16 protein-coding genes are annotated in these 19,426 nt (G+C 70.4%); 7 read left to right on the forward strand and 9 right to left on the reverse strand.

Annotation, left to right across the window (positions count from 1 at the left end; all coding sequences use genetic code 11):
- Positions 1 to 417 precede the first annotated feature (417 nt).
- Complete coding sequence (locus ABZZ22_RS00005; protein WP_354925341.1) at positions 418 to 1,302, forward strand: sulfite exporter TauE/SafE family protein; 885 nt, start codon at positions 418 to 420, stop codon at positions 1,300 to 1,302.
- Between the two features lie 24 nt (positions 1,303 to 1,326).
- Here the strand turns inward: ABZZ22_RS00005 and ABZZ22_RS00010 are convergent, their stop codons facing one another.
- The 8 genes from ABZZ22_RS00010 to ABZZ22_RS00045 all read right to left on the reverse strand — a co-directional run bounded on the left by ABZZ22_RS00010 (position 1,327) and on the right by ABZZ22_RS00045 (position 11,507).
- Entirely contained in the window at positions 1,327 to 3,042 is a 1,716-nt protein-coding gene (locus tag ABZZ22_RS00010; RefSeq protein WP_354925343.1) for a glycoside hydrolase family 28 protein, read from the reverse strand.
- Positions 3,043 to 3,120: 78 nt separating this feature from the next.
- Complete coding sequence (locus ABZZ22_RS00015; RefSeq protein WP_354925346.1) at positions 3,121 to 4,740, reverse strand: ABC transporter ATP-binding protein; 1,620 nt, start codon at positions 4,738 to 4,740, stop codon at positions 3,121 to 3,123.
- Positions 4,737 to 5,876 carry a serine hydrolase domain-containing protein gene (locus tag ABZZ22_RS00020; protein WP_354925349.1) on the reverse strand — a complete coding sequence of 380 codons (1,140 nt, stop codon included), beginning with the start codon at positions 5,874 to 5,876 and terminating at the stop codon, positions 4,737 to 4,739. The genes ABZZ22_RS00015 and ABZZ22_RS00020 overlap by 4 nt, the downstream gene beginning before the upstream one ends.
- Positions 5,873 to 7,054, reverse strand: coding sequence for an anhydro-N-acetylmuramic acid kinase (locus tag ABZZ22_RS00025; RefSeq protein ID WP_354925352.1), 1,182 nt, complete (start codon positions 7,052 to 7,054; stop codon positions 5,873 to 5,875). The genes ABZZ22_RS00020 and ABZZ22_RS00025 overlap by 4 nt, the downstream gene beginning before the upstream one ends.
- The gene (gene murQ / locus ABZZ22_RS00030; protein WP_354925355.1) at positions 7,054 to 7,971 is read right to left on the reverse strand and encodes an N-acetylmuramic acid 6-phosphate etherase; all 918 of its coding nucleotides are present in this window, start codon (positions 7,969 to 7,971) and stop codon (positions 7,054 to 7,056) included. The genes ABZZ22_RS00025 and murQ overlap by 1 nt, the downstream gene beginning before the upstream one ends.
- Positions 7,972 to 7,997: 26 nt before the next feature.
- Positions 7,998 to 8,882 (reverse strand): ABC transporter permease, encoded by an 885-nt coding sequence (locus tag ABZZ22_RS00035; RefSeq protein WP_354925358.1) that lies wholly within the window; start codon positions 8,880 to 8,882, stop codon positions 7,998 to 8,000.
- A gap of 79 nt (positions 8,883 to 8,961) precedes the next feature.
- The gene (locus tag ABZZ22_RS00040) at positions 8,962 to 9,978 is read right to left on the reverse strand and encodes an ABC transporter permease (protein ID WP_354925361.1); all 1,017 of its coding nucleotides are present in this window, start codon (positions 9,976 to 9,978) and stop codon (positions 8,962 to 8,964) included.
- Entirely contained in the window at positions 9,957 to 11,507 is a 1,551-nt protein-coding gene (locus tag ABZZ22_RS00045) for an ABC transporter substrate-binding protein (protein WP_354925364.1), read from the reverse strand. Before ABZZ22_RS00045 ends, ABZZ22_RS00040 begins: the two co-directional genes overlap by 22 nt.
- A gap of 164 nt (positions 11,508 to 11,671) precedes the next feature.
- Here ABZZ22_RS00045 and ABZZ22_RS00050 point away from each other — a divergent pair, with 164 nt between their 5' ends.
- Entirely contained in the window at positions 11,672 to 12,550 is an 879-nt protein-coding gene (locus ABZZ22_RS00050) for a MurR/RpiR family transcriptional regulator (RefSeq protein WP_354925367.1), read from the forward strand.
- A gap of 12 nt (positions 12,551 to 12,562) precedes the next feature.
- On the opposite strand, the gene ABZZ22_RS00055 is transcribed toward ABZZ22_RS00050, so the two are convergent.
- Complete coding sequence (locus ABZZ22_RS00055) at positions 12,563 to 13,492, reverse strand: Lrp/AsnC family transcriptional regulator (RefSeq protein ID WP_354925369.1); 930 nt, start codon at positions 13,490 to 13,492, stop codon at positions 12,563 to 12,565.
- 211 nt (positions 13,493 to 13,703) lie between these two features.
- Between ABZZ22_RS00055 and speB the strand changes: the two genes are divergently transcribed.
- The 5 genes from speB (at position 13,704) to ABZZ22_RS00080 (ending at position 19,416) form a co-directional block, all read left to right on the forward strand.
- Positions 13,704 to 14,651, forward strand: a complete 948-nt coding sequence (gene speB / locus ABZZ22_RS00060) for an agmatinase (RefSeq protein ID WP_354925372.1) — start codon at positions 13,704 to 13,706, stop codon at positions 14,649 to 14,651.
- On the forward strand, positions 14,651 to 16,276 hold the full coding sequence (locus ABZZ22_RS00065; RefSeq protein WP_354925375.1) for a thiamine pyrophosphate-binding protein: 1,626 nt from the start codon (positions 14,651 to 14,653) through the stop codon (positions 16,274 to 16,276). The genes speB and ABZZ22_RS00065 overlap by 1 nt, the downstream gene beginning before the upstream one ends.
- A gap of 42 nt (positions 16,277 to 16,318) precedes the next feature.
- Entirely contained in the window at positions 16,319 to 17,812 is a 1,494-nt protein-coding gene (locus ABZZ22_RS00070) for a sodium:solute symporter (RefSeq protein WP_354925378.1), read from the forward strand.
- A 75-nt stretch (positions 17,813 to 17,887) separates the two neighbouring features.
- The gene (locus ABZZ22_RS00075; protein WP_354925381.1) at positions 17,888 to 18,742 is read left to right on the forward strand and encodes an alpha/beta fold hydrolase; all 855 of its coding nucleotides are present in this window, start codon (positions 17,888 to 17,890) and stop codon (positions 18,740 to 18,742) included.
- Positions 18,742 to 19,416 (forward strand): TetR/AcrR family transcriptional regulator, encoded by a 675-nt coding sequence (locus tag ABZZ22_RS00080; RefSeq protein ID WP_354925384.1) that lies wholly within the window; start codon positions 18,742 to 18,744, stop codon positions 19,414 to 19,416. The genes ABZZ22_RS00075 and ABZZ22_RS00080 overlap by 1 nt, the downstream gene beginning before the upstream one ends.
- Positions 19,417 to 19,426 lie beyond the last annotated feature (10 nt).

Below are 19,426 nucleotides of genomic sequence, written 5' to 3' on the forward strand. Positions count from 1 at the left end.
GCGAGATCCGCCGCTGCCTCAAGCGCTACATCACCCGCGAGCTCTACCGCCAACTCGAGCACCCACAAACCCTTGACAGGACATAGGAGCGTCGCGGTGCATGATCGAGAAACAATCGAAGAAGGGTCGGCGGCGAACCCTGAAACGAAGAACAGTCGCGTAGCGAGGTTTCCCGGACGAGAACCGTGTTGGTCTCGACACGCCTCCGCCTAGCGGCTCCGGCGGCTCGACCAGCGGGGGCCAGGCTCGGCTAGCGGGAGCCAGGCTCGGCCAGCGGCAGCAGGTAGCTCGACCAGCGGCGCGGCCGTCGGGCTGACGCCCACCCACCGAGACCACTCCATGGACCCCCTGAACAACTAACTATAGTAATTAGAGTTACATTACTATTCCAGCAGCCCAGATACCCCAGGAGTCCACATGGAGCGCCTCATCATCTTTGCCCTCGTCGGCCTAGCCGCCCAGGCCGTAGACGGCTCGTTGGGCATGGCATACGGCGTCACCTCCAGCACCCTCCTGGTAGCCACCGGAGTCGCCCCCGCGGTCGCGTCCGCATCGGTCCACCTCGCCGAGGTCGGCACGACGTTCGTCTCGGGCGTCTCTCACTGGCGTCTCGGGAACGTCGACTGGAAGGTCGTGGGCAAGATCGCGATCCCCGGCGGCGTCGGCGCGTTCGCCGGCGCGACGTTCCTCTCGGGTCTCTCCACCGAGAGCGCCACGCCGTGGGTGGCCGGTCTCCTGCTCCTGCTGGGTCTCTACATCGTCGCGCGCTTCGTCTTCGGGAAGCCGCCGGTCTTCATCCCGGGCCGGCGCCCGGGGCTCGGCCTGCTTGCTCCGCTGGGCCTGTTCGGCGGCTTCATCGACGCGACCGGCGGCGGTGGCTGGGGTCCGGTCACCACGCCTACGCTGATCTCGAGCGGCACCCTGCACCCGCGCAAGGTGATCGGCTCGGTCTCCACCGCCGAGTTCGTCACGACCGTCTCGGCGAGCGTCGGCTTCCTCGTCGGTCTGGCAGGGGAGGCGCTCGACTGGCGGATCATCGGCGGGCTTCTCATCGGTGGCGTGATCGCGGCCCCCTTCGCCGCCTACCTCGTCAAGCACCTCTCGCTGCCCACCCTGGGAGGCCTGGTCGGCAGCATCATCCTGGTCACCAACGGCCGTACGCTGCTGCGCAGCTTCGAGGCCGAGTCCGTGGCTGCGTACGGCCTGCTCTTCGCCGTCGCCGCTGTCATCGTCGCCGTCGCGGTGCGCAAGGTGAGGCGCGATCCCACCGCATCACCGGAGCCCGAGCCCACCAACGTCTGATGACGTGGCGGGCTCGGGTCCGCCCTATCGGCGAGCTCCGATGGCGGTTCGCGAGGCGGCCTCCTGGAGGGCCTCCTTCTCCGGCTCGGTGATCACACCGGCCGTCAACAGGGCCGCGGTCCGCTCCGCGACGTACGCACGGAACACACCGGGGGACGACCAGGTGTGCTCCTCGGCGAACTGCTCCGACAGGCACCACCGACCATCCACCACCCGGTCCTCGACGCCGGAGCTGACCAGCTTCTCGGGGATCCCGAGCCACACCGTGCCCTGGCAGACGACCGCATCGGCGCGCTGGGCGTTGATGGTCGTGTTGACCAGCCGCAGACCTTGGACGTGCTCGGCCAGCATCGGAGTGCGGACACCGGAGAAGGAGGAGTTCAGGATGTTGATGTTGGTGATCGGCGAGCGGGCATAGCCGCGCAGGAAGATCGCGTGAGTGCCGCCGACGCTGTGCAGGTCCTCGATGTAGACGTCCCGCACGGTCGGGGTGAAGTCGCCCGCGTCGCCCTCCTCGTAGCCGAAGTCGACCCAGACCGCCTGGCCACCCTGCTGCGGCACCGCGTTGTCACGGACGTAGATGTCCTCGACCACCCCGCCGCGTACCGAGTTGGTCTTGATCCGAACCACGCGGTCGAGGTCGGGGCTGTCCATGACGTTGTCCTGCGCGAAGACGTTGCGTACGCCGCCGGACATCTCGCTGCCGGCGACCACCGCCCCGTGGCCGGCCTGCATGTAGTTGCCCTCGATCAGGATGTTCTCGGCAGGAACGCCGATGCGGCGGCCCTCGGCGTTGCGCCCCGACTTGATGGCGATGTTGTCGTCACCGGTGTTGAAGAAGGTGTTCTTGATGACCACGTCGCGGCTGGACTCCGGGTTCACTCCGTCGTTGTTCGGGCCGAGGCTCTCCAGGTGGACGCCGTCGATCGTGACGTTCTCCGACAGCGTCGGGTGCAGCAGCCACATCGGCGACCTGTTGAGGGTGACGCCCTGGACGAGGATGTTGCGGCTCTCGTAGAACTCGACGAAGCTCGGGCGGATGTAGTGGCCGGCGCCGAAGACCCGCTCCTCGACCGGCACGCCCTCCTCGCCCATCCGGAAGAGCTCGTTGCGGTCCGGCGTCTCCGGGCGAGGCCGGTCCGCCTTCCAGTCCCACCAGTTGTCGGCGTCGGCGTTGCCGTCCAGGGTCCCGTTGCCGGTCACCGCGACGTTCTCGACCTGGTGGGCGTAGATGAAGGGGGAGTAGTTGTAGAGCTCGACGCCCTCGTAGCGCGTCTTCACCACCGGCAGGAAGTCCGCCTTGTCGCGGCTGAAGCGGATCGTCGCCTCGTCGGCGAGATGGAGGTTGACGTTGCTCTTCAGGTGGATCGCCCCGGTGAGGAAGACCCCGGCCGGCACCTCCACCCGGCCGCCGCCGGCCGCGTTCACCGCCTCGATCGCCTCCCGGAAGGCGTCGGTGCTCTTCGCCTGGCCCGACGGATCGGCGCCGAAGTCGACGATGCTGACCGCATGGTCGGGGAATGTCGGCGGCTTCACGCGGGCCCGGATCTCGTCGGCCTGCGCCCAGGCCGCGGAGGTGTCCGTGGGGTCGCCCGCCGGCGGCGGCGGCGCCTGCCCTGCCACCGCGGCGGGGCTGGTGAGGCTCAGGGTGCAGAGGAGGGCGATCGTCAGGCCGAGCGCGCGAGCCGGCCATCGGGTCACAAAGGAGGAAGGTGTGACGTACGTCTCGTTCCGAGTCATGACTGAATGCTCGCGTCGGGCGTCCGAGTGCGTCCAATGCCGATCCGGTCTGGTGCCATACCCTCGCGACCCGTGCGGCTACGACGCCTGTTCGTGCGGGCGAGGTACGGCGGCGACGAGCTGCTGGGTGTAGGGATCCTGGGGGGAGCGGAAGACGGCGTCGGGGTCGCCGTGCTCGACGATCTTGCCGGACTTCATGACGTAGACGTGGTGGGCGACGAGGTGGACGACGGCGAGGTCGTGGCTGATGAAGAGGTAGGAGAGGCCCTGGTCCCGCTGGAGGTCGACCATCAGCTCCAGGATCTGCTCCTGGACGAGGACGTCGAGCGCGCTGACCGCCTCGTCCATGACGACGAGCTCGGGATCGAGGGCGAGTGCGCGGGCGATCGCGACGCGCTGGCGTTGACCTCCGGAGAGCTCGTGCGGCCGCCGGTGGGCGTACGCCGCGGGCAGGTCGACCCTGCCGAGCAGGTCGGCTACGGCCTTGCGGCGAGAGGCGGCATCGCCGATGCGGTGGACGCGCAGTGGCTCGTCGACGACCTGGCCGATCGTGTAGCGCGGGTCGAGAGAGGCATACGGGTTCTGGAAGACCGGCTGGATGGCGCGCCGGTAGGCGAGCAGGTCCTTGCCGCGCAGGCTCGCCAGGTCGGTGCCGCGGTAGCGGATGGTGCCGGCGTCGGCCCGTTCGAGGCGGAGGGCGAGCCGGGCGGCGGTGGACTTGCCGGAGCCGGACTCGCCGACGATGGCGACCGTGCGTCCCTTGGGGATGGACAGGTGGATCCCGTCGACGGCGTGGAGGTGCTCGCGCTGCCCGCGGATGCGGTATCGGCGCACGGCGCCACTCACCTCGAGGAGGGTCTCGGGGCGCTCGGCGGACCCGTCGTCGGCCGCCGTCGGGATGACCTTGACGTCGGACATGGCGGGCGCGGCGGCCAGCAGCCGCTGGGTGTAGTCATGCTGTGGAGACGCGATGATCGTGGCCGCGTCACCGCTCTCGACGACCCTGCCGCGATGCATGACGACGACCCTGTCGGCGCGTTCGGCGGCCAGGGCGAGATCGTGGGTGATCAGAAGCACGCCGGTGCCGAGCTCGGCGGTGAGCGCAGCCATCTGGTCGAGCACGAGGCGCTGCACGGTGACGTCGAGCGCGGAGGTCGGCTCGTCGGCGAGGAGCACCTCGGGTCGGCAGGCGAGCGCCATCGCGATGAGCACCCGCTGCCGCATCCCACCTGAGAACTCGTGCGGATACTGGCGGAAGCGGGCGGCGGGCCGGTCGATGCCGGCCTCGCCGAGCAGGTCGATGGCGCGTTCGCGCGCCTCCTGCCCGGACGCGAGGCCGTGGACCGCCAGCGCCTCGGTGATCTGCGCACCGACGGTCATCACCGGGTTGAGGTTGGTCATCGGGTCCTGCGGCACCAGGCCGATGCGTCGGCCACGGATCGCGGTCATGGCCGACTCGGGGGCGCGGGTGATGTCCTGGTCACCGAGGGTGATCGTGCCGGCGGTGATCCGGCCGTTGTCCGCCAGGAGCCGGTTGACGCAGGAGGCGAGCGTCGACTTGCCGGAGCCGGACTGGCCGACGACGGCGACGGTCTCTCCGGCGGCGACGTCGATGGAGACGTCGTGCAGCGCCTGGACCGGGCCCTCGCCGGTGTCGAAGGTGACCGAGAGGTCGCGTACGGACAGGACAGGGGTCATCGGTCCTCCTCGAGGCCGGCCGCGTCGAGGAGGACCGAGATGATCTCGGTGCCGGGTACGACGTCTGGGAGCCGGGTGGGATTGTGGTCGATCGGGCCGAGCGGGCCGTGCAGTCGGGTCGCGCCGCCGGCGACGACGACACCGGTGTCGGGGGCGACGGCGAAGAAGGTGCCGGTGAAGCCGGGATGCTGCAGGAAAGTGGTCTCGCCGGCCCGGCCGAGGAAGGCGCCCAGCGCCTGCTCGGGATGCTCGGGGTGCGGTGTCGAGAAGCGGTCGAGCACCTCGCGTGGCACGAAGGTGCCCTCGCACAGTGCAGTCCCGTAGGTCAGCAGGTCTTCGACGGTTGCGAAGAGGCCGGCGTGCCCGGCGACGCCGTCGAGGGCGTGGGCGGTGTTGCCGTCGTTCACCTCACCCCGGACGGGATGGTCGCGCCATCTGGAGAAGCGAGCCGGTGGGATGCCGACGGGGTGCGGCTCGTCGGTGGCGAGCATGGCGCACTCATACGCGTCGCTGTCCGCGCTCGTGGCGGCGCGGTCCGGGACGACCGGCCCGAAGCGGGCCGAGAGCCCCAGTGGCGCGGCCACGAGCTGCTCGTACGCCTCGTCCAGCCGGAGCGTGGTGACCTGCTCGATCACCGCGCCGAGCAGGATCATGCCGAGGTCGGAGTACGTCCAGCCCGCGCCGGGTGGGTACGCCAGCGGGAGCTGCTGGACATGCTGGATCGTCTCGCTGCGCCGGCCGCTGGGCACGGTGGCGTAGAGCGGCCACCACGGACGCAGACCGGCAGTGTGGGTCAGCAGCTGAATGACGGTCGCCTCGTCCTTCCCATCGCCTCGGAAGGCGGGCAGGTGTCGGCACACCGGGTCGCCGAGGCGCAGATCGTCGGCGGCGACGAGCCGCATCGTGATCGCCGTCGTCGCGACCAGCTTGGTGACCGAGGCGAGGTCGAGCATGTGGTCAGGCCGCATCGGCGTCCCCGGACCATCGGCAGAGGGCAGACGCGCCCAGCCGGAGGCCGCGATCTCGGAGCCGTCCGGGGTGCGCCGCCCGACGACGGCACCCGCCGGATGGGTGCCGTCGCTGCCGAGAGTGAGCAGGCGGTCGGCGTAGGTCTGAACGGGTTGCCGGCCGGTCATCGCTCGAACACCAGGGTGCCGGGCCAGGTGTCGATGGCGGGCGGAGGCGTGCCCGTGGCGCTGATCCGGCCGAGCACGCGGGGCCCGTCGGCACCGGTGCAGCTGGGCACGTTGCCGGGGAGCCCGTGGACGCTGGCCCAGCCGATGAGGGCGAAGGCGATCGCCTCCTTGTGGTCGGACGGGACGCCGAGGGCGTCGCTGCTGGTGACGCGCACGCCGGGGAGGAGCTCGCCGAGCCGTCGCATCAGCACCGGGTTGCGTACGCCGCCACCCGAGGCCACCAGCACCTCGACGCCCGCCCGGGAGACCGCCTGGGAGACGGTGACCGCGGACAGCTCGGTGAGGGTCGCGACCAGGTCGGGAAGCGAGGGCGCCACGCCCGTGCGCTCGAGCGCTTCCCGGACGTAGTCGAGGTTGAACAGCTCCTTGCCGGTGCTCTTCGGTGCCGGCCGCCCGAAGTAGGGAGAGTCGAGCAGCTCGGCCAGCAGCGCCTGGTCGACGGCGCCGGTCGCGGCGAGCTCGCCGTCGCGGTCGTAGGTCGCCGCTCCGGGCGCCTCCGTGACCACCGCGTCGATGAGGGCGTTGGCGGGCCCGATGTCCCACGCGACCGGGTCCGCGGCGCTTCGGCACACGGTGAGGTTGGCGATGCCGCCGAGGTTGAGCGCGGCGGCGACGGCTCCTTCCTCGACCAGCGGCGCCAGCATCCGGACGTCCAGCAGCGGCACCAACGGCGCGCCGTGCCCGCCGGCCGCGATGTCGTCGGAGCGTACGTCGGAGACGACCGTCGCGCCGGTCGCCTCGGCGATCCAGGCGGGCTGCCCGATCTGAAGCGTGCCGAGCGCACGGCCGCCCTCGACCCAGTGGCTGTGCTCAACCCAGTGAAAGGCGGTCTGGCCGTGGGTGCAGACGACGTCGACGGCGCCGGCCTCCTCGACAGCCCGGCTCGCGGCCGCGGCGAACGCCTGCCCGATCCGGGTGTCGAGCTCGCAGACGACGTCGAAGCCGACCGGCGCCGGCGGCATGGCGTCGATGAGCCGCTGTCGCAGGTCGGCCGCGTAGGGCACGGAGGTGCTGTGCGCGATTCGGGCGCGCAGCACGTTGCCGTCGACGGAGAAGTCGACGACCGCGATGTCGATCCCGTCGTGGGAGGTTCCGGAGATCATTCCGAGGACGCGCATCAGCCACGCTCCTCGATGACGGTCCGCAGCCGGCCGCCGGCCAGCTCCAGCGCCTGCGAAGCCTCGGCAGGGGAGAGGCCGGTGAGGATCGTCGCGATCGCGAGCTTGGTGTGCCAGTCCGCCTCGTCGAGCGCTCGGAGCACGGTCGTATCGTCGGCTCCGGTGGCCTCGGTGACCATCCGGATCGCGCGGTGCCGAAGCTTGGCGTTGTTGGCCCGCATGTCCACCATCAGCGACCCGTAGGTCCGCCCGAGCTGCACCATGGTGGCGGTCGAGATCATGTTGAGCACCATCTTCGTGGCCGTGCCGGCGCCGAGCCGGGTCGATCCGGCGACGATCTCGGGTCCGACCGGCACCTCGATCCCGTGGTCGGCGACGCGCGCCAGGGGCGTGTCCAGGTTGCAGGCGAGACCGACGGTGAGCGCGCCGTGCTCCGCTGCGTACGCCAGGGCACCGAGGGCATAGGGCGTACGCCCGCTGGAGGCGATCCCCACGACGGTGTCGAGCGGCCCGACGTCGAGAGCTGCCAGGTCGGCGGCGCCCGCGCTCTCGTCGTCCTCGACGCCCTCGGCTGCGCTGAAGAGCGCCGATGGGCCGCCGGCGATGACGCCGACGACGACGCCGTCGAGGCCGAAGGTGGGCGGCACCTCGGAGGCGTCGAGCACCCCGAGCCGACCGGACGTGCCTGCGCCCACGTAGATCAGCCGGCCGCCTTCCCGCATCCGAGCGGTCGCCGCGGTTGCGGCGGCCGCGATCGACGGCAGGGCGGAGCGTACGGACGTCGCGACCGTCGCGTCGCGCGCGTTCATCGCCGCGATCAGGTCGGCGACCGAGAGCTGGTCGATCTCCGGACCGTCCATGGTGCTCGACGCCTCGGTGGTGAGCGCATCGAGCATCGCTTCGTCCTCTGCTTTCACTGGCTCCACCTTCACTGGCTCTGGCTTCACTGGTTGGCTCCTCGTGGGTCGAGCGCGGCTCGGAGTCCGTCGCCGAGCAGGTTCAGCCCGACGACGGCCAGGATCAGCGCGACGCCGGGGGCGAAGAGCATCCACGGAGCGACGCTGCTGAGCGTCTGCGCCGCATAGACCATGCCGCCGAGCGACGCCGCCGGGGGCGGGGTGCCGAACCCGAGGAAGCTCAGCGCCGCCTCGGTGAGGATCGCCCAGGACAGCGACAGGGTGACCTGGACGACCAGGATGCCGAGGATGTTCGGAAGCACGTGCTCGAACAGGGTGGAGAGCCGACTGCGGCCCACGGCGGTCGCGGCTAGCACGTACTCGGCGTGGCGCAGCGTCAGAACCGGCCCGCGGGCGACCCGCGCGAAGATCGGCAGGTAGACCACCGCGATCGCGATCGCCACCGTCAGCCAGCTGCGGTGCAGGGTGGCGGCCAGCGCGAGGGCGAGCAGCAGGGAAGGGAAGGCGAACAGCACGTTGGTGATGACGCCGACCACCCGGTCGAGGACGCCTTGGTAGTAGCCGGCCAGGATGCCGAGCAGCACCCCACCGATCGCCGCCACGGTCACCGAGACGAGGGCGACCCGCAGCGAGTTGGCCAGGCCGGCGCAGACCCGGGCGAAGATGTCGCGACCGAACTGGTCGGTGCCGAGCCAGTGGCTCGCGCTGGGTCCCTGGAGCGCAGCCTGTACGTCCTGAGCCGCCGGGTCCTGTCCGACCCCGACCGCGGCGAAGACCGCGAGCACCGTCACCAGGGCCATCAGGACCAGGCCGACGATCCCGCTCGGCGTACGGAACGCCTTGGCCCATCGGCCGGAGGCCCGCGTCGTGGGGACCTCGGGCACTTCATGCATGTCTGCTGCTGCGCTCATCGGGCCACCTCCGTAGCGCAAGCGCCAGAATACGGACGCAGCCCGATGAAAGATCCGATGTTCGCTCGCTGACGCTCGCTCATTGAACCCTCACCCTCGGGTCGACGAGACGGTAGAGGACGTCGGTGAGCAGGTTGACCAGGACGAACATCACCGCGATCACCAGCACGGTCGACTGCACCACTGCGTACTCCTTCTGCTCCAGGCCCAGCAGCACCTGGCGCCCGATGCCGGGGATCGCGAAGATCTGCTCGACCACCAAGGCCCCGCCGAGCAGGAAGCCGAACTGGAGGCCGCTCATCGTCACCACCGGGATCAGGGCGTTGCGGAGGATGTGCCGCACCTGCAGCCGCCGGCCGGACACCCCCTTGGCGCGGGCGGTCCGGACGTAGTCCTCGGAACGCACGTTGAGGATCGCGGCGCGTGTGGTCTGCAGGATCGGCGGGGCGATGCTGACCCCGAGGACGAGCGCCGGCAGCAGCATCTGCTGCAGGTTGAGGCCGGGGTCCTCGCCCAGCGTGCGGTAGCCCTCGCCGTTGGGATACCAGCCGACCGTGTTCACCAGCCAGCTCGACACCACGGCGGCGAGCAGGAACGAGGGCACCGACAGCGCGACCAGGCTGGTCACCTGGCTGATCTGGTCACGTGCCCGCCCGGGGCGGCTGGCCGCCAGCATCCCGCCTGGAATGCCGAGGGCGAGACCGATCACGATGGCGAGCACAGCGAGCTCGACGGTGTTGGGCAACGACTGCACGGTCATCGACAGCACGCTCAGGTGTGAGGTCGCCGAGACGCCGAGATTGCCGGTGAGCACACCGCCGAGCCAACCCAGGTACTGGGACAGGAGCGGCTCGTTGACCCCGTAATAGGCCTCCAGCGCCTGCAGCTGCTCGGGGGAGAGGTCACCGGCAGCCGTCCCGTACGCCGCGGTGATCTGGTCGCCCGGGACCACCCGCAGCAGCACGAACGTGAGGATCGAGACGCCGACCAGCGTCACCGCCGCCTCTCCGAAACGCCGGGCCACCGGGTGGCGCCCGAAGGCGCCCGCCCGGTGAGCGAGGCTCGACGCGGTGCTCAGGAGACCGACGCCTTCCACAGCGTCGCGATCGAGGCGTCGGCGCGCTCCTCCAGGCCCTCGACGGCCTTGTTGGCGACGACGTACATCTCCGGGGTGAACAGCCACACCCATGCCGCCTGGTCGACCAGGTGCTGGGAGATCTCCTCGTAGATCGGCTTGCGGGCGGCGGTGTCGGTGGTGGCGATGCCGTCGGCGAAGAGCTTGTCGAGGTCTGGCGAGCTGTAGCCGGCGACCTTGTTGAAGCTGCCCGCCTCGGTGAAGTAGCGGCTGTACATCGTGTTCGGGTCCGAGCTGCCGCCGTTCATCGCGATCGCCGCGTCGAAGTCGGCGGCGAGCCACCGCTCGACGTAGGCGTTGGAGTCGAGCGCCTCGACGTTGACCTCGATCCCGACCTTGCCGAGCTGCGCCTGGATGTTCTGCGCCTCGTCGACCGCGGTGGAGTAGAGACCCTGGGAGGTCATCAGGTTCAGCGTGAACCCGTTCGGCTTGCCCGCCTTGGCCAGGTAGTCCTTCGCCTTGTCCAGGTCCTGCTCGGGGCACGGCTGCGCTTCAGGGTCCGAGCGGAACTCCGGCGAGGTGATCGGCCCGGTCGGCTTCCCCGACCCCAGCGCGGCGGAGTCGATCACGTCCTGGCGCGAGATCGCGCACTGGATCGCCAGCCGGGCGTTGGGGTCCGACAGCGTCGGCGAGGTCGCCCGCAGCTGCAGCACGTGGTAGGACAGCGAGTCGACCGTCATGGACTCGGTCTGTCCCGAGGTCGCGGTCTTCGCCGTCACCGGGTTGTCGAAGATGGCCACGTCCACCGAGCCGGTCTTCAGCGAGGACACCATCGACTGCTCGTCGGGGATGACGCGGAACTCGACCGTCGCCGCGCCGGGCTCGCCGGCGTAGTAGTCGGCGTTGCGCGTGAGCGTGATCGACTCGTTCGGCGTACGGCTCTTGAACTGGTAGGGCCCCGAACCCACGGGCTTGGTCTCCAGGCTCTTCGCGTCGACGTCCGAGGGCACGATCGCGGTGTTCACCCCGGTCAGCCCGGACACGAAGGAGGCGTCGGGCTGCTTCAGGGTCACCACGACCGTCTGCGGGTCGGGCGCCTCGATGCCGGCCACGTTGGCGAAGTACGACGCCGAGCTCGCGCTCGAGGCGGGGTCGATGATCTTCTCGTAGGTGTGCTTCACATCGGCGGAGTCGAGATCGGAGCCGTCCCCGAAGGTGACGCCTTCTCGCAGGGTGAAGGTGTAGGTCTTCCCGTCCTCCGAGATCTCCGGCAGCTCCGCGAGCCCTGCCTCCGGGACGCCTTCGGCGTCGGTGTTGAGGAGGGGGCTGTAGATCTGCGAGAGGACCTGGATCGACTGGGTCGAGGTCGCGGTCCAGGGGACCATCTGCGCCGGGTCGGCGGAGATCCCGAAGACCAGGGTGCCGTTGGCATCGCCGGTCTGCTCGCCGTCGGTGCCGCAGCCGGCGAGGCCTGCTGCGAGCAGGCCGGCCGCGAGCGCGGTGGCGACCGTTGCGTGCGTGCGATGTCCGTGTCGTCGTTGCGTACTCACGGATCCTCCTAGGGATGGGCAAGGATGTCGGGCCAAGAGGTCGGGTTCTTGCCTGCAGTGGCATCGCCCGCGGATCCCTGGACTCTATGACAAAATGTTTCCGATGTGACCCAATGCGGGTCAATTATTAACAGGTTGTTGTGGTCGAGCCGAGCGAGGAAACGATGAGCGAAGACATCCTGGTACGCCTGCGGCAGGCCCTGCCCGGGCTCAGACCGAGCGAGCGACGGCTGGCCGAGGCCGCCCTGGCCGACCCGGGCTCCGCCGCGGGACTGACCATCACCGAGCTCGCCGCCGGCCACGAGACCTCGACCGCGACCGTCACCCGGTTGTGCCGCAGCCTGGGGTTCACCGGCTACTCGGCATTCCGGCTCGCGCTGGCGCGGGCCGGGGCGAACGAGGCCGGCCGCCGGATCGAGTTCGGGGTCTCCGAGGGGGACATCGACCCGGCGGACACGACCCGGGAGGTCGTGCGCAAGCTCGCCTTCCAGGAGGCCCGAGCGGTCGAGGAGACCGCGGACAGGCTCGACATCGACGAGCTCGACCGGATCGTCGCCGCGATCACGAGCGCCCCGGTCGTGGACGCGTACGGGTCGGCCTCCAGCGGCCTGGCCGCGCAGGACCTCCAGCAGAAGCTGCGCCGGATCGGCTACCAGGTCAACGCCTGGGCCGACGCCCATCTCGCCCTCACCAGCGCCGCCGTGCTCCCGACCGACGCGGTCGCCATCGCGTTCTCCCACTCCGGCGAGACCGAGGAGGCGATCTCGGCGCTACGCACCGCCGCCGGCCGGGGCGCCTTCACTGTCGCGGTCACCAACTTCCCGGACTCACCGCTGGCCGAGCTCGCCGATGCCACGCTCACCACGGTCTCCCGGGAGACCCGGTTCCGGTACGGCGCGATGTCGAGCCGGATGGCCCAACTCGTGATCGTCGACGCGATCTTCCTCGGCGTCGCCCACGAGAACCCCGACGACGTCACCGCCGCGCTCGGGGCGACGCTGGACGCCGTCGCCTCCCGGCGCGTCCGGCCGCCCCGAGGCTGAGCGAGCTGCCGGTCAGGCTCCGCCGAGGTGCAGGGAGGCGTAGGTCTCCTTGACGAACCTGAGGTGGCTCCAGGTCTCGGCCTCGTGGACGCCGTCGAGGTCGCGGATGTGATCGAGGACCTCGACGAGATCACCGGAGGTGGCGGTGTTGACCGTGAGCAGGGCGTCGAAGCGCCCCAGTGTCCGGGCGACGAAGGTCACCGACGGAAAGTGTGCGACCTGCTGGGCGACCGGGCGGTGGGCGGCGCCGTCGATCCGAAGACCGATCCCGGTGGCCGTACGCCGCTCGTGACCTGAGTGGCGCACCACTGCGCCGACCCGGACGACGTTGCCTGCGAGCAGCTGAACCACGCGGCGCCTCGTGCCGGCGGGGGAGAGGCCCACGCTCGCGGCGAGGTCGACGTAGGAGGCGCGGCCGTTCGACTGCAGTGCGCGTAGCAGGGCGTAGTCGATCTCGTCGAGCGAGCCGGCGGCGGGCGCAGGGCCGACCGGAGCGGCGACGTCACGGATGACCTCGGTGTAGAGCAGCGTCTCGGTGGCGACGATGCCGTCGATCGCGCGCACCTCGGCGAGGGCGTCGTCGATCTGGACGATGGTTCCGGCGCGGAGCTCCAGGACCAGGGCGTGGTGGCCGCTGGTCATCGACACCAGGGTGGTGTCATCGCGCGCCGCGGCGGCGTGCGCGACCCGGCTTGCGGAGCCGTTCACGGTCACCGAGACGTGTGCGAGCACATCGTGGCCGAGCACGGCCGGGTGGACGACCCCGCGGACGTCGATGTGTCCCTCGGTCAAGAGCCGCTGGACCCGGGTGGCTGCTGCCGATCGGGAGAGCCCGACTCGTGCGGCGATCTCGCGGTGAGTGAGGCGACCGTCCTCCTCGAGCAGGGCGATGATCGCCTCGTCGGTGTCGTCGAGCACTCCGGGCGCGATTTGGTTCGGCATTTTTTGGGTACGCCTCCTGTGTCGCATCGATGGTCAAGGGCGGTGGATGAGTGTGATTATGACGGATTCAACTGGAATCAGCGGCATATCAACAGTTCTGACGGACATGTGAAGAGCGAAACGTTTGCGGCGGCGCCTCGGGCGATCTTAGAGTGACGCAGATCTCAGTCGGTTCACAGACGAGATGCCGCACCACCGAAGGAGAACCCTCATGCCCGTCGGCCCAGTCGACGCCTCCAAGAACCCCCGCTACGCCGGCTTCGCGACCTTCGCGCGGCTGCCCCGCCTCGACGAGGTGGAGCAGGCCGATATCGCCGTCGTCGGCGTCCCGTTCGACACCGGAGTCTCCTACCGGCCAGGTGCCCGGTTCGGCCCGTCGCACGTGCGTGAGTCGTCCCGGCTGCTGCGCCCGTACAACCCGGCGCTGGACATCTCGCCGTTCGCGACGGCTCAGGTCGTCGACGCAGGGGACATCGCGGCGAACCCGTTCCACATCCGGGAGGCGCTGGACACGGTGCAGGCCTCGGCGCTCGAGCTCACCGCCGGCGGCACCCGACTGGTGACGATCGGTGGCGACCACACCATCGCCCTGCCGCTGCTGCGGGCCGCCGCCGAGCGGCACGGCCCCGTCGCGTTGGTGCACTTCGACGCTCACCTGGACACCTGGGACACCTACTTCGGCGCCGAGTACACCCACGGCACCCCGTTTCGGCGGGCAGTCGAGGAGGGCATCCTCGACACCGAGGCACTGTGTCACGTCGGCACCCGCGGACCCCTCTACGGCAAGAAGGACCTCGAGGACGACCGTCGCTTCGGCTTCGGGATCGTCACCTCCTCCGACGTCTTCCGCCAGGGCGTCGACGAGGTCGTCGAGAAGATCAGGAAGCGGGTCGGCAACCGGCCCGTCTATGTCTCGGTCGACATCGACGTCCTCGACCCGGCGCACGCCCCCGGCACCGGCACCCCTGAAGCCGGCGGCCTCACCTCGCGCGAGCTGCTCGAGATCCTGCGCGGCTTCGTGGGCCTGAACCTGATCGGCGCCGACGTGGTCGAGGTGGCCCCGGCGTACGACCATGCAGAGCTGACCGGAGTCGCGGCCTCTCACGTGGCCTACGACCTGGTCTCGCTGCTCGCGATGCGTCACGGGGGCCAGGCGTGATGGCGCGCAACGGCGGCGACGTCACCGTCGAGAGCCTCACTGCTCTCGGTGCGACCCACGTGTTCGGCATCCCGGGCCAGCACGCGCTCGGTCTCTTCGACGCCATCCGACGCAGCGACCTGAGCTTCGTCTCCTCCCGGGTGGAGAACAACTCCGTCTTCGCCGCCGACGGCTACGCCCGTACGACCGGTCAGGTCGGCGTGGTGTTCTGCTCCACCGGGCCGGGAGCGCTCACGGCGCTGGGAGCGCTCCAGGAGGCGTACGCCGCCTGCGTCCCGGTCCTCATGATCACCAGCCAGATCCCACGAGACGGGCTCGGCGGTGCCCGCAAGGGCTATCTGCACCAGCTCGACGACCAGCGGGCCAGCGCCCGCAACGTCACCAAGTCCACCGCCACCGTCCGTGACGCGGCGGCCATCCCCGGGGTGCTCGCCGATGCGTGGGCCACCGCCCAGGAGGCCTCGGCCGGACCGGTGTGGGTCGAGATCCCGCAGGACGTGCTCCTCGAAGAGGTCACGGCGCCGCCGGTGACGGGGCTCGTCGCGACGGTGCCCGCACCGCGACGTCCCCGGCCCGAGGTGGTCGTCGAGGCCGCCCGTCTGCTCACCGCAGCGGAGCGCCCGGTGATCCTCGCCGGGGGAGGCGTACGCCGCTCCGCCGGAGCCTCGGGGGCGATGGTCGCCCTCGCCGAGCTCCTCGACTCGCCAGTGGTCTCGACCTCCGGCGGCAACGGCTCGATCCCGCTCGCTCACCCGTTGAGCGCAGGCGCGTGGATCGAGGACCGGCACACCACCGACCTGCTCGAGGACGCCGACGTCCTGCTCGCGATCGGCACATCGTTCGGCGAGGTGACCAGCAACTACGGCACCTTCGCCCCGCGTGGCCGGGTGATCCAGGTCGACGCCGAGGCTCGGGTGCTCGGCTCCAACCACGACGTCCTCGGCGTCCACGCCGACGCCGCCGCGGCGCTGGTCGCCCTCGCCGAGGAGGTCGGCCCGGAAGGTCGCCGCAGGGCCGACCAGGCGCGGTCCGGCGCGAGCGTCGCCGAGAACCTGCTCACCAGGGTCCGGACCAGGCTCGACGGCCAGGAACTCGCCGCGGAGCAGCGGCTCCTCGCGGACCTGCGCGCCGCGGTGCCCGACGACGCCGAGACCTTCTGGGACATGACCATCGCGGCGTACTGGGCCTGGTCGGCCTGGGATCCGCGCACCGGTGGCTTCCACACCGCGCAGGCCTCCGGCGGCCTCGGTCTGTCCTTCCCCGCAGCGATCGGCGCGGCGGTCGGGGCCGGGCGGCGTACGTTCGCGGTCTCCGGCGACGGCGGCGCGATGTACTCCATCGCCGAGCTCGCCACCGCTCGTCAGCACGACGCCGAGGTCACCTGGCTGGTGATCGACGACGGCGGCTACGGGATCCTGCGCGAGTACATGACCGGGGCCTTCGGCGCCGCCACCGCCACCGAGCTCACCCGGCCGGACTTCGTTCTCCTGGCCGAGGCGTTCGGCATCCCCGTCCACGCCGCGACTCCCGAGACAGTCGGGGAGATCGTCGCCGGCACCTTCACGACCAGCGGACCCGCGGTCGTGGTCCTGCCGACGACCCTTCGCATGTTCTCCGCCACCTGACCGCGCCCATCTGACTCCGCCCATCTCACCGGGAGCCCCCTCATGGATCTCACCATCATCGTCATCTATCTCGCCGCCATGGTCGCCTTCGGCTGGTGGGGCAAGAGCCGCACGAAGGACAGCTCCGACTTCCTCGTCGCCGGCCGCCGGCTCGGCCCGGTTCTCTACACCGGCACCCTGTCCGCGCTCGTCCTCGGCGGCGCCTCGACCGTCGGCGGGGTCGCCCTCGGCTACGAGTTCGGACTCTCCGGCGCCTGGCTGGTCACGGCGATCGCACTCGGCGTCCTGGCGCTGAGCCTGGTGTTCGCCGGCAAGATCCAGCGGCTGCGGATCTTCACCGTCGCCCAGATGCTTGCCCTGCGCTACGGCGTGGGCGCGACCGCGGCCTCGGGTGTCGTCATGATGGCCTACACGCTGATGCTCGCGGTCACCTCCACGATGGCGTACGCGACCGTGTTCAACGTCCTCTTCGGCACCGACCGGGTCGTCTCCGTCCTGATCGGCGGCGTCATCGTGGTGGCCTACTCCACCATCGGCGGGATGTGGTCGATCACCCTGACCGACATGGTCCAGTTCACGCTGCAGACCATCGGCATCTTCCTCCTGCTGCTGCCCTTCACCTGGAACCACGCCGGTGGCCTGGACGGCATCAGGGCGCGGGCCGCTGACTCCGTCTTCGACCTCGGCGCGATCGGCACCGGGACCATCATCACCTACGTCGTCGTCTACACCTTCGGCATGCTGATCGGGCAGGACATCTGGCAGCGGGTCTTCACCGCCCGCTCGCCGCAGGTGGCCCGCTGGGGCGGCACCGCGGCCGGGGTCTACTGCCTGGTCTACGGCGTGGCCGGCGCGCTGATCGGCGCCGCTGCCTCCACCTTCGTCACCGTCGAGGACCGCAACGACGTCTACGCCACCGTCGCCGAGTCGATCCTCCCGGTCGGCGTCAGCGGTCTGGTGCTCGCCGCCGCGGTCGCCGCGATGATGTCGACCGCCTCGGGCGCCCTGATCGCGACGGCGACGGTCGCTCGAACCGACGTTCAGCCGATGATCGCCCGGCTGCTCGGACGCAACCCGGCGCGGATCCAGGACCAGGCGGAGAATCCCGAGCACGACGTGCTCGCCAACCGGATCTACGTCGTCGCGATCGGGGCCATCGTCGTCGTCATCGCCTCGCTGCTCGGCGATGTCGTCTCCGCGCTGACTATCGCCTACGACATCCTCGTCGGCGGTCTGCTGGTGCCGATCCTGGGCGGCTTCCTGTGGCGCCGCGCCACCGGCGCCGCAGCGGTGGTCGCGATGGTCGCCGGCACCCTCGCCACGTTGGGGACGATGGCGATCGTCGGCGACGTGCTCGCCAACGAGCCGGTCTACGCGGGGCTCACCGCCAGCGCCGTGGCGTACGTCGTCGTCAGCCTGCCCACCCGTCCGACCGACCCCGCCGTGATGCGGGAGTGGACCAGCCGGCTCGCTGGGGGAGACACCCCTGGCGGATCCGACGGGGCCGGACGGAGCGCCAAGGAGAGCTCCATCTGAAAATGCGTATTGTCAAATACGTGGGTCGGCCCTAGGTTCGGATGTGTCCGGTTCGCCTGGAGAGAGCGGTCTGTCATGGTCAAGCGTTCTGCCGTCATTCGTGCCATCGTGCTGCTGCTCGCGGCCTCGACCCTGCTGATCGCCCCACCGGCGCAGGCGGCGGGAGGCGTCAACGACGCCGCGTGCCGGCCGTCGGCCGCCCACCCCAACCCGGTCGTCTTCCTGCACGGCCTGGGTGCCAACAAGGACGAGGACCTCAACGTCCTCCAGGCCGACGTTGCGGCGCAGGGCTACTGCACCTACAGCCTGACCTACGGCACCGGCGTCTACGGCCCGTTCGTCGGCGGGGTCGCGGACATCGGCAGGTCGGCAGGGCAGATCAAGGCGTTCATCCAGGATGTGCTGGCGCAGACCGGCGCGGCGAAGGTCGACCTGGTCGGCCACTCCGAAGGAGGCTTCCAGACGCTCTACGTCACCAAGACGCAGGGCATCTCCGACCGGATCGACAAGGTCGTCGCCATCGCGCCGCCGACCCATGGCACCACGTTCGCCGGCCTCTACCGTCTCGGGATGGCCCTGGGCGCCGACGAGCTGGCCGGGCGAGTCCTGACCGCCTTCGGCTGCATCGCCTGCACCCAGCTGGTCACCGACGGCAGCGCCGTACGCACTCTGACGAACGGCCCGATCGCACAGGCCGGCGTGACGTACACGATCATCCAGTCGAGGTACGACGAGCTCGTCACGCCGCCTGAGACCGCCTTCGTGCGCGAGCCGGGGGTCACCAACACCTACGTGCAGGACCTCTGCCCGCTCGACCCGGTCGGCCACATCGGCGAGGCGTACGACACCAATGTCTGGCACATGGTCGAGAACGCGCTCGACCCGGCGAACGCCGCCCCGTTCGTCTGCTCGGTCGGGTCGCCCGGCTGATGGCGCAGAAGGGCCGCTCCTACGGTGGGCTGACCCGCGAGGAGCGTGATGCCCAGCGCCGCCAGCGGCTCCTCGCGGCCGCCAAGGAGATCATCGGCACGAAGGGCTACGCGGCGAGCACGATCCCGGGCATGTGCGCCGCCTCGAAGGTGTCGACGCGGCACTTCTACGAGCTCTATCCCGGCAAGGAGGACCTCTTCGTCGATCTCTACGACCGGATCACCGCCGACTCCTACGCGCGAGTGGCGGCCTCGTTGGGGGCCACCGCCGGGGAGCCGATCTTCGAGCGGGTGCCGGCAGCCGTGCTGGCCTATCTCGACCCGATGCTCAAGGACACCCGCGTCGCCCGGATCGCGTTCGTGGAGATCATGGGCGCGAGCCCACGCATCGAGAAGCTCCGCCTCGGCTATCGCGAGACCCTGGTCGAGATCGTGAGCACGGAGTGCGCCGCAGCCGTACGCCGGGGCGAGATCCGCGACCGCGACTGGCGCTTCGCGGCGCTGGCGCTCGTGGGCGCCGTGACCGCCATCGTCTACGACTGGGCGCTGCGCCGGCCGCGCTCGAGCCGCGAGGCGCTCGAGAACCAGCTCGCCGGGCTCGCGCTCGTCCTCTTCACCTCCGACCCGGTGTATCTCCCCGCCTCATCTGGGTACCGGCCGGACGTACAACGATGAGGAGGAACAA

It is taken from the genome of Nocardioides sp. NPDC006273 (genome assembly GCF_040613495.1).
Lineage (GTDB): Bacteria > Actinomycetota > Actinomycetes > Propionibacteriales > Nocardioidaceae > Nocardioides.

What these genes read in the sequence shown, in the direction of transcription:
- ABZZ22_RS00080 (WP_354925384.1), top strand. Translation starts at nt 18,742, where the DNA reads ATGGCGCAGAAGGGCCGCTCCTACGGTGGGCTGACCCGCGAGGAGCGT.
- ABZZ22_RS00025 (WP_354925352.1), bottom strand. Translation starts at nt 7,054, where the DNA reads ATGCGCGTCCTCGGAATGATCTCCGGAACCTCCCACGACGGGATCGAC.
- ABZZ22_RS00050 (WP_354925367.1), top strand. Translation starts at nt 11,672, where the DNA reads ATGAGCGAAGACATCCTGGTACGCCTGCGGCAGGCCCTGCCCGGGCTC.
- ABZZ22_RS00010 (WP_354925343.1), bottom strand. Translation starts at nt 3,042, where the DNA reads ATGACTCGGAACGAGACGTACGTCACACCTTCCTCCTTTGTGACCCGA.
- speB (WP_354925372.1), top strand. Translation starts at nt 13,704, where the DNA reads ATGCCCGTCGGCCCAGTCGACGCCTCCAAGAACCCCCGCTACGCCGGC.
- ABZZ22_RS00065 (WP_354925375.1), top strand. Translation starts at nt 14,651, where the DNA reads ATGGCGCGCAACGGCGGCGACGTCACCGTCGAGAGCCTCACTGCTCTC.
- ABZZ22_RS00015 (WP_354925346.1), bottom strand. Translation starts at nt 4,740, where the DNA reads ATGACCCCTGTCCTGTCCGTACGCGACCTCTCGGTCACCTTCGACACC.
- ABZZ22_RS00055 (WP_354925369.1), bottom strand. Translation starts at nt 13,492, where the DNA reads ATGCCGAACCAAATCGCGCCCGGAGTGCTCGACGACACCGACGAGGCG.
- ABZZ22_RS00035 (WP_354925358.1), bottom strand. Translation starts at nt 8,882, where the DNA reads ATGAGCGCAGCAGCAGACATGCATGAAGTGCCCGAGGTCCCCACGACG.
- ABZZ22_RS00005 (WP_354925341.1), top strand. Translation starts at nt 418, where the DNA reads ATGGAGCGCCTCATCATCTTTGCCCTCGTCGGCCTAGCCGCCCAGGCC.
- ABZZ22_RS00020 (WP_354925349.1), bottom strand. Translation starts at nt 5,876, where the DNA reads ATGACCGGCCGGCAACCCGTTCAGACCTACGCCGACCGCCTGCTCACT.
- ABZZ22_RS00070 (WP_354925378.1), top strand. Translation starts at nt 16,319, where the DNA reads ATGGATCTCACCATCATCGTCATCTATCTCGCCGCCATGGTCGCCTTC.
- ABZZ22_RS00075 (WP_354925381.1), top strand. Translation starts at nt 17,888, where the DNA reads ATGGTCAAGCGTTCTGCCGTCATTCGTGCCATCGTGCTGCTGCTCGCG.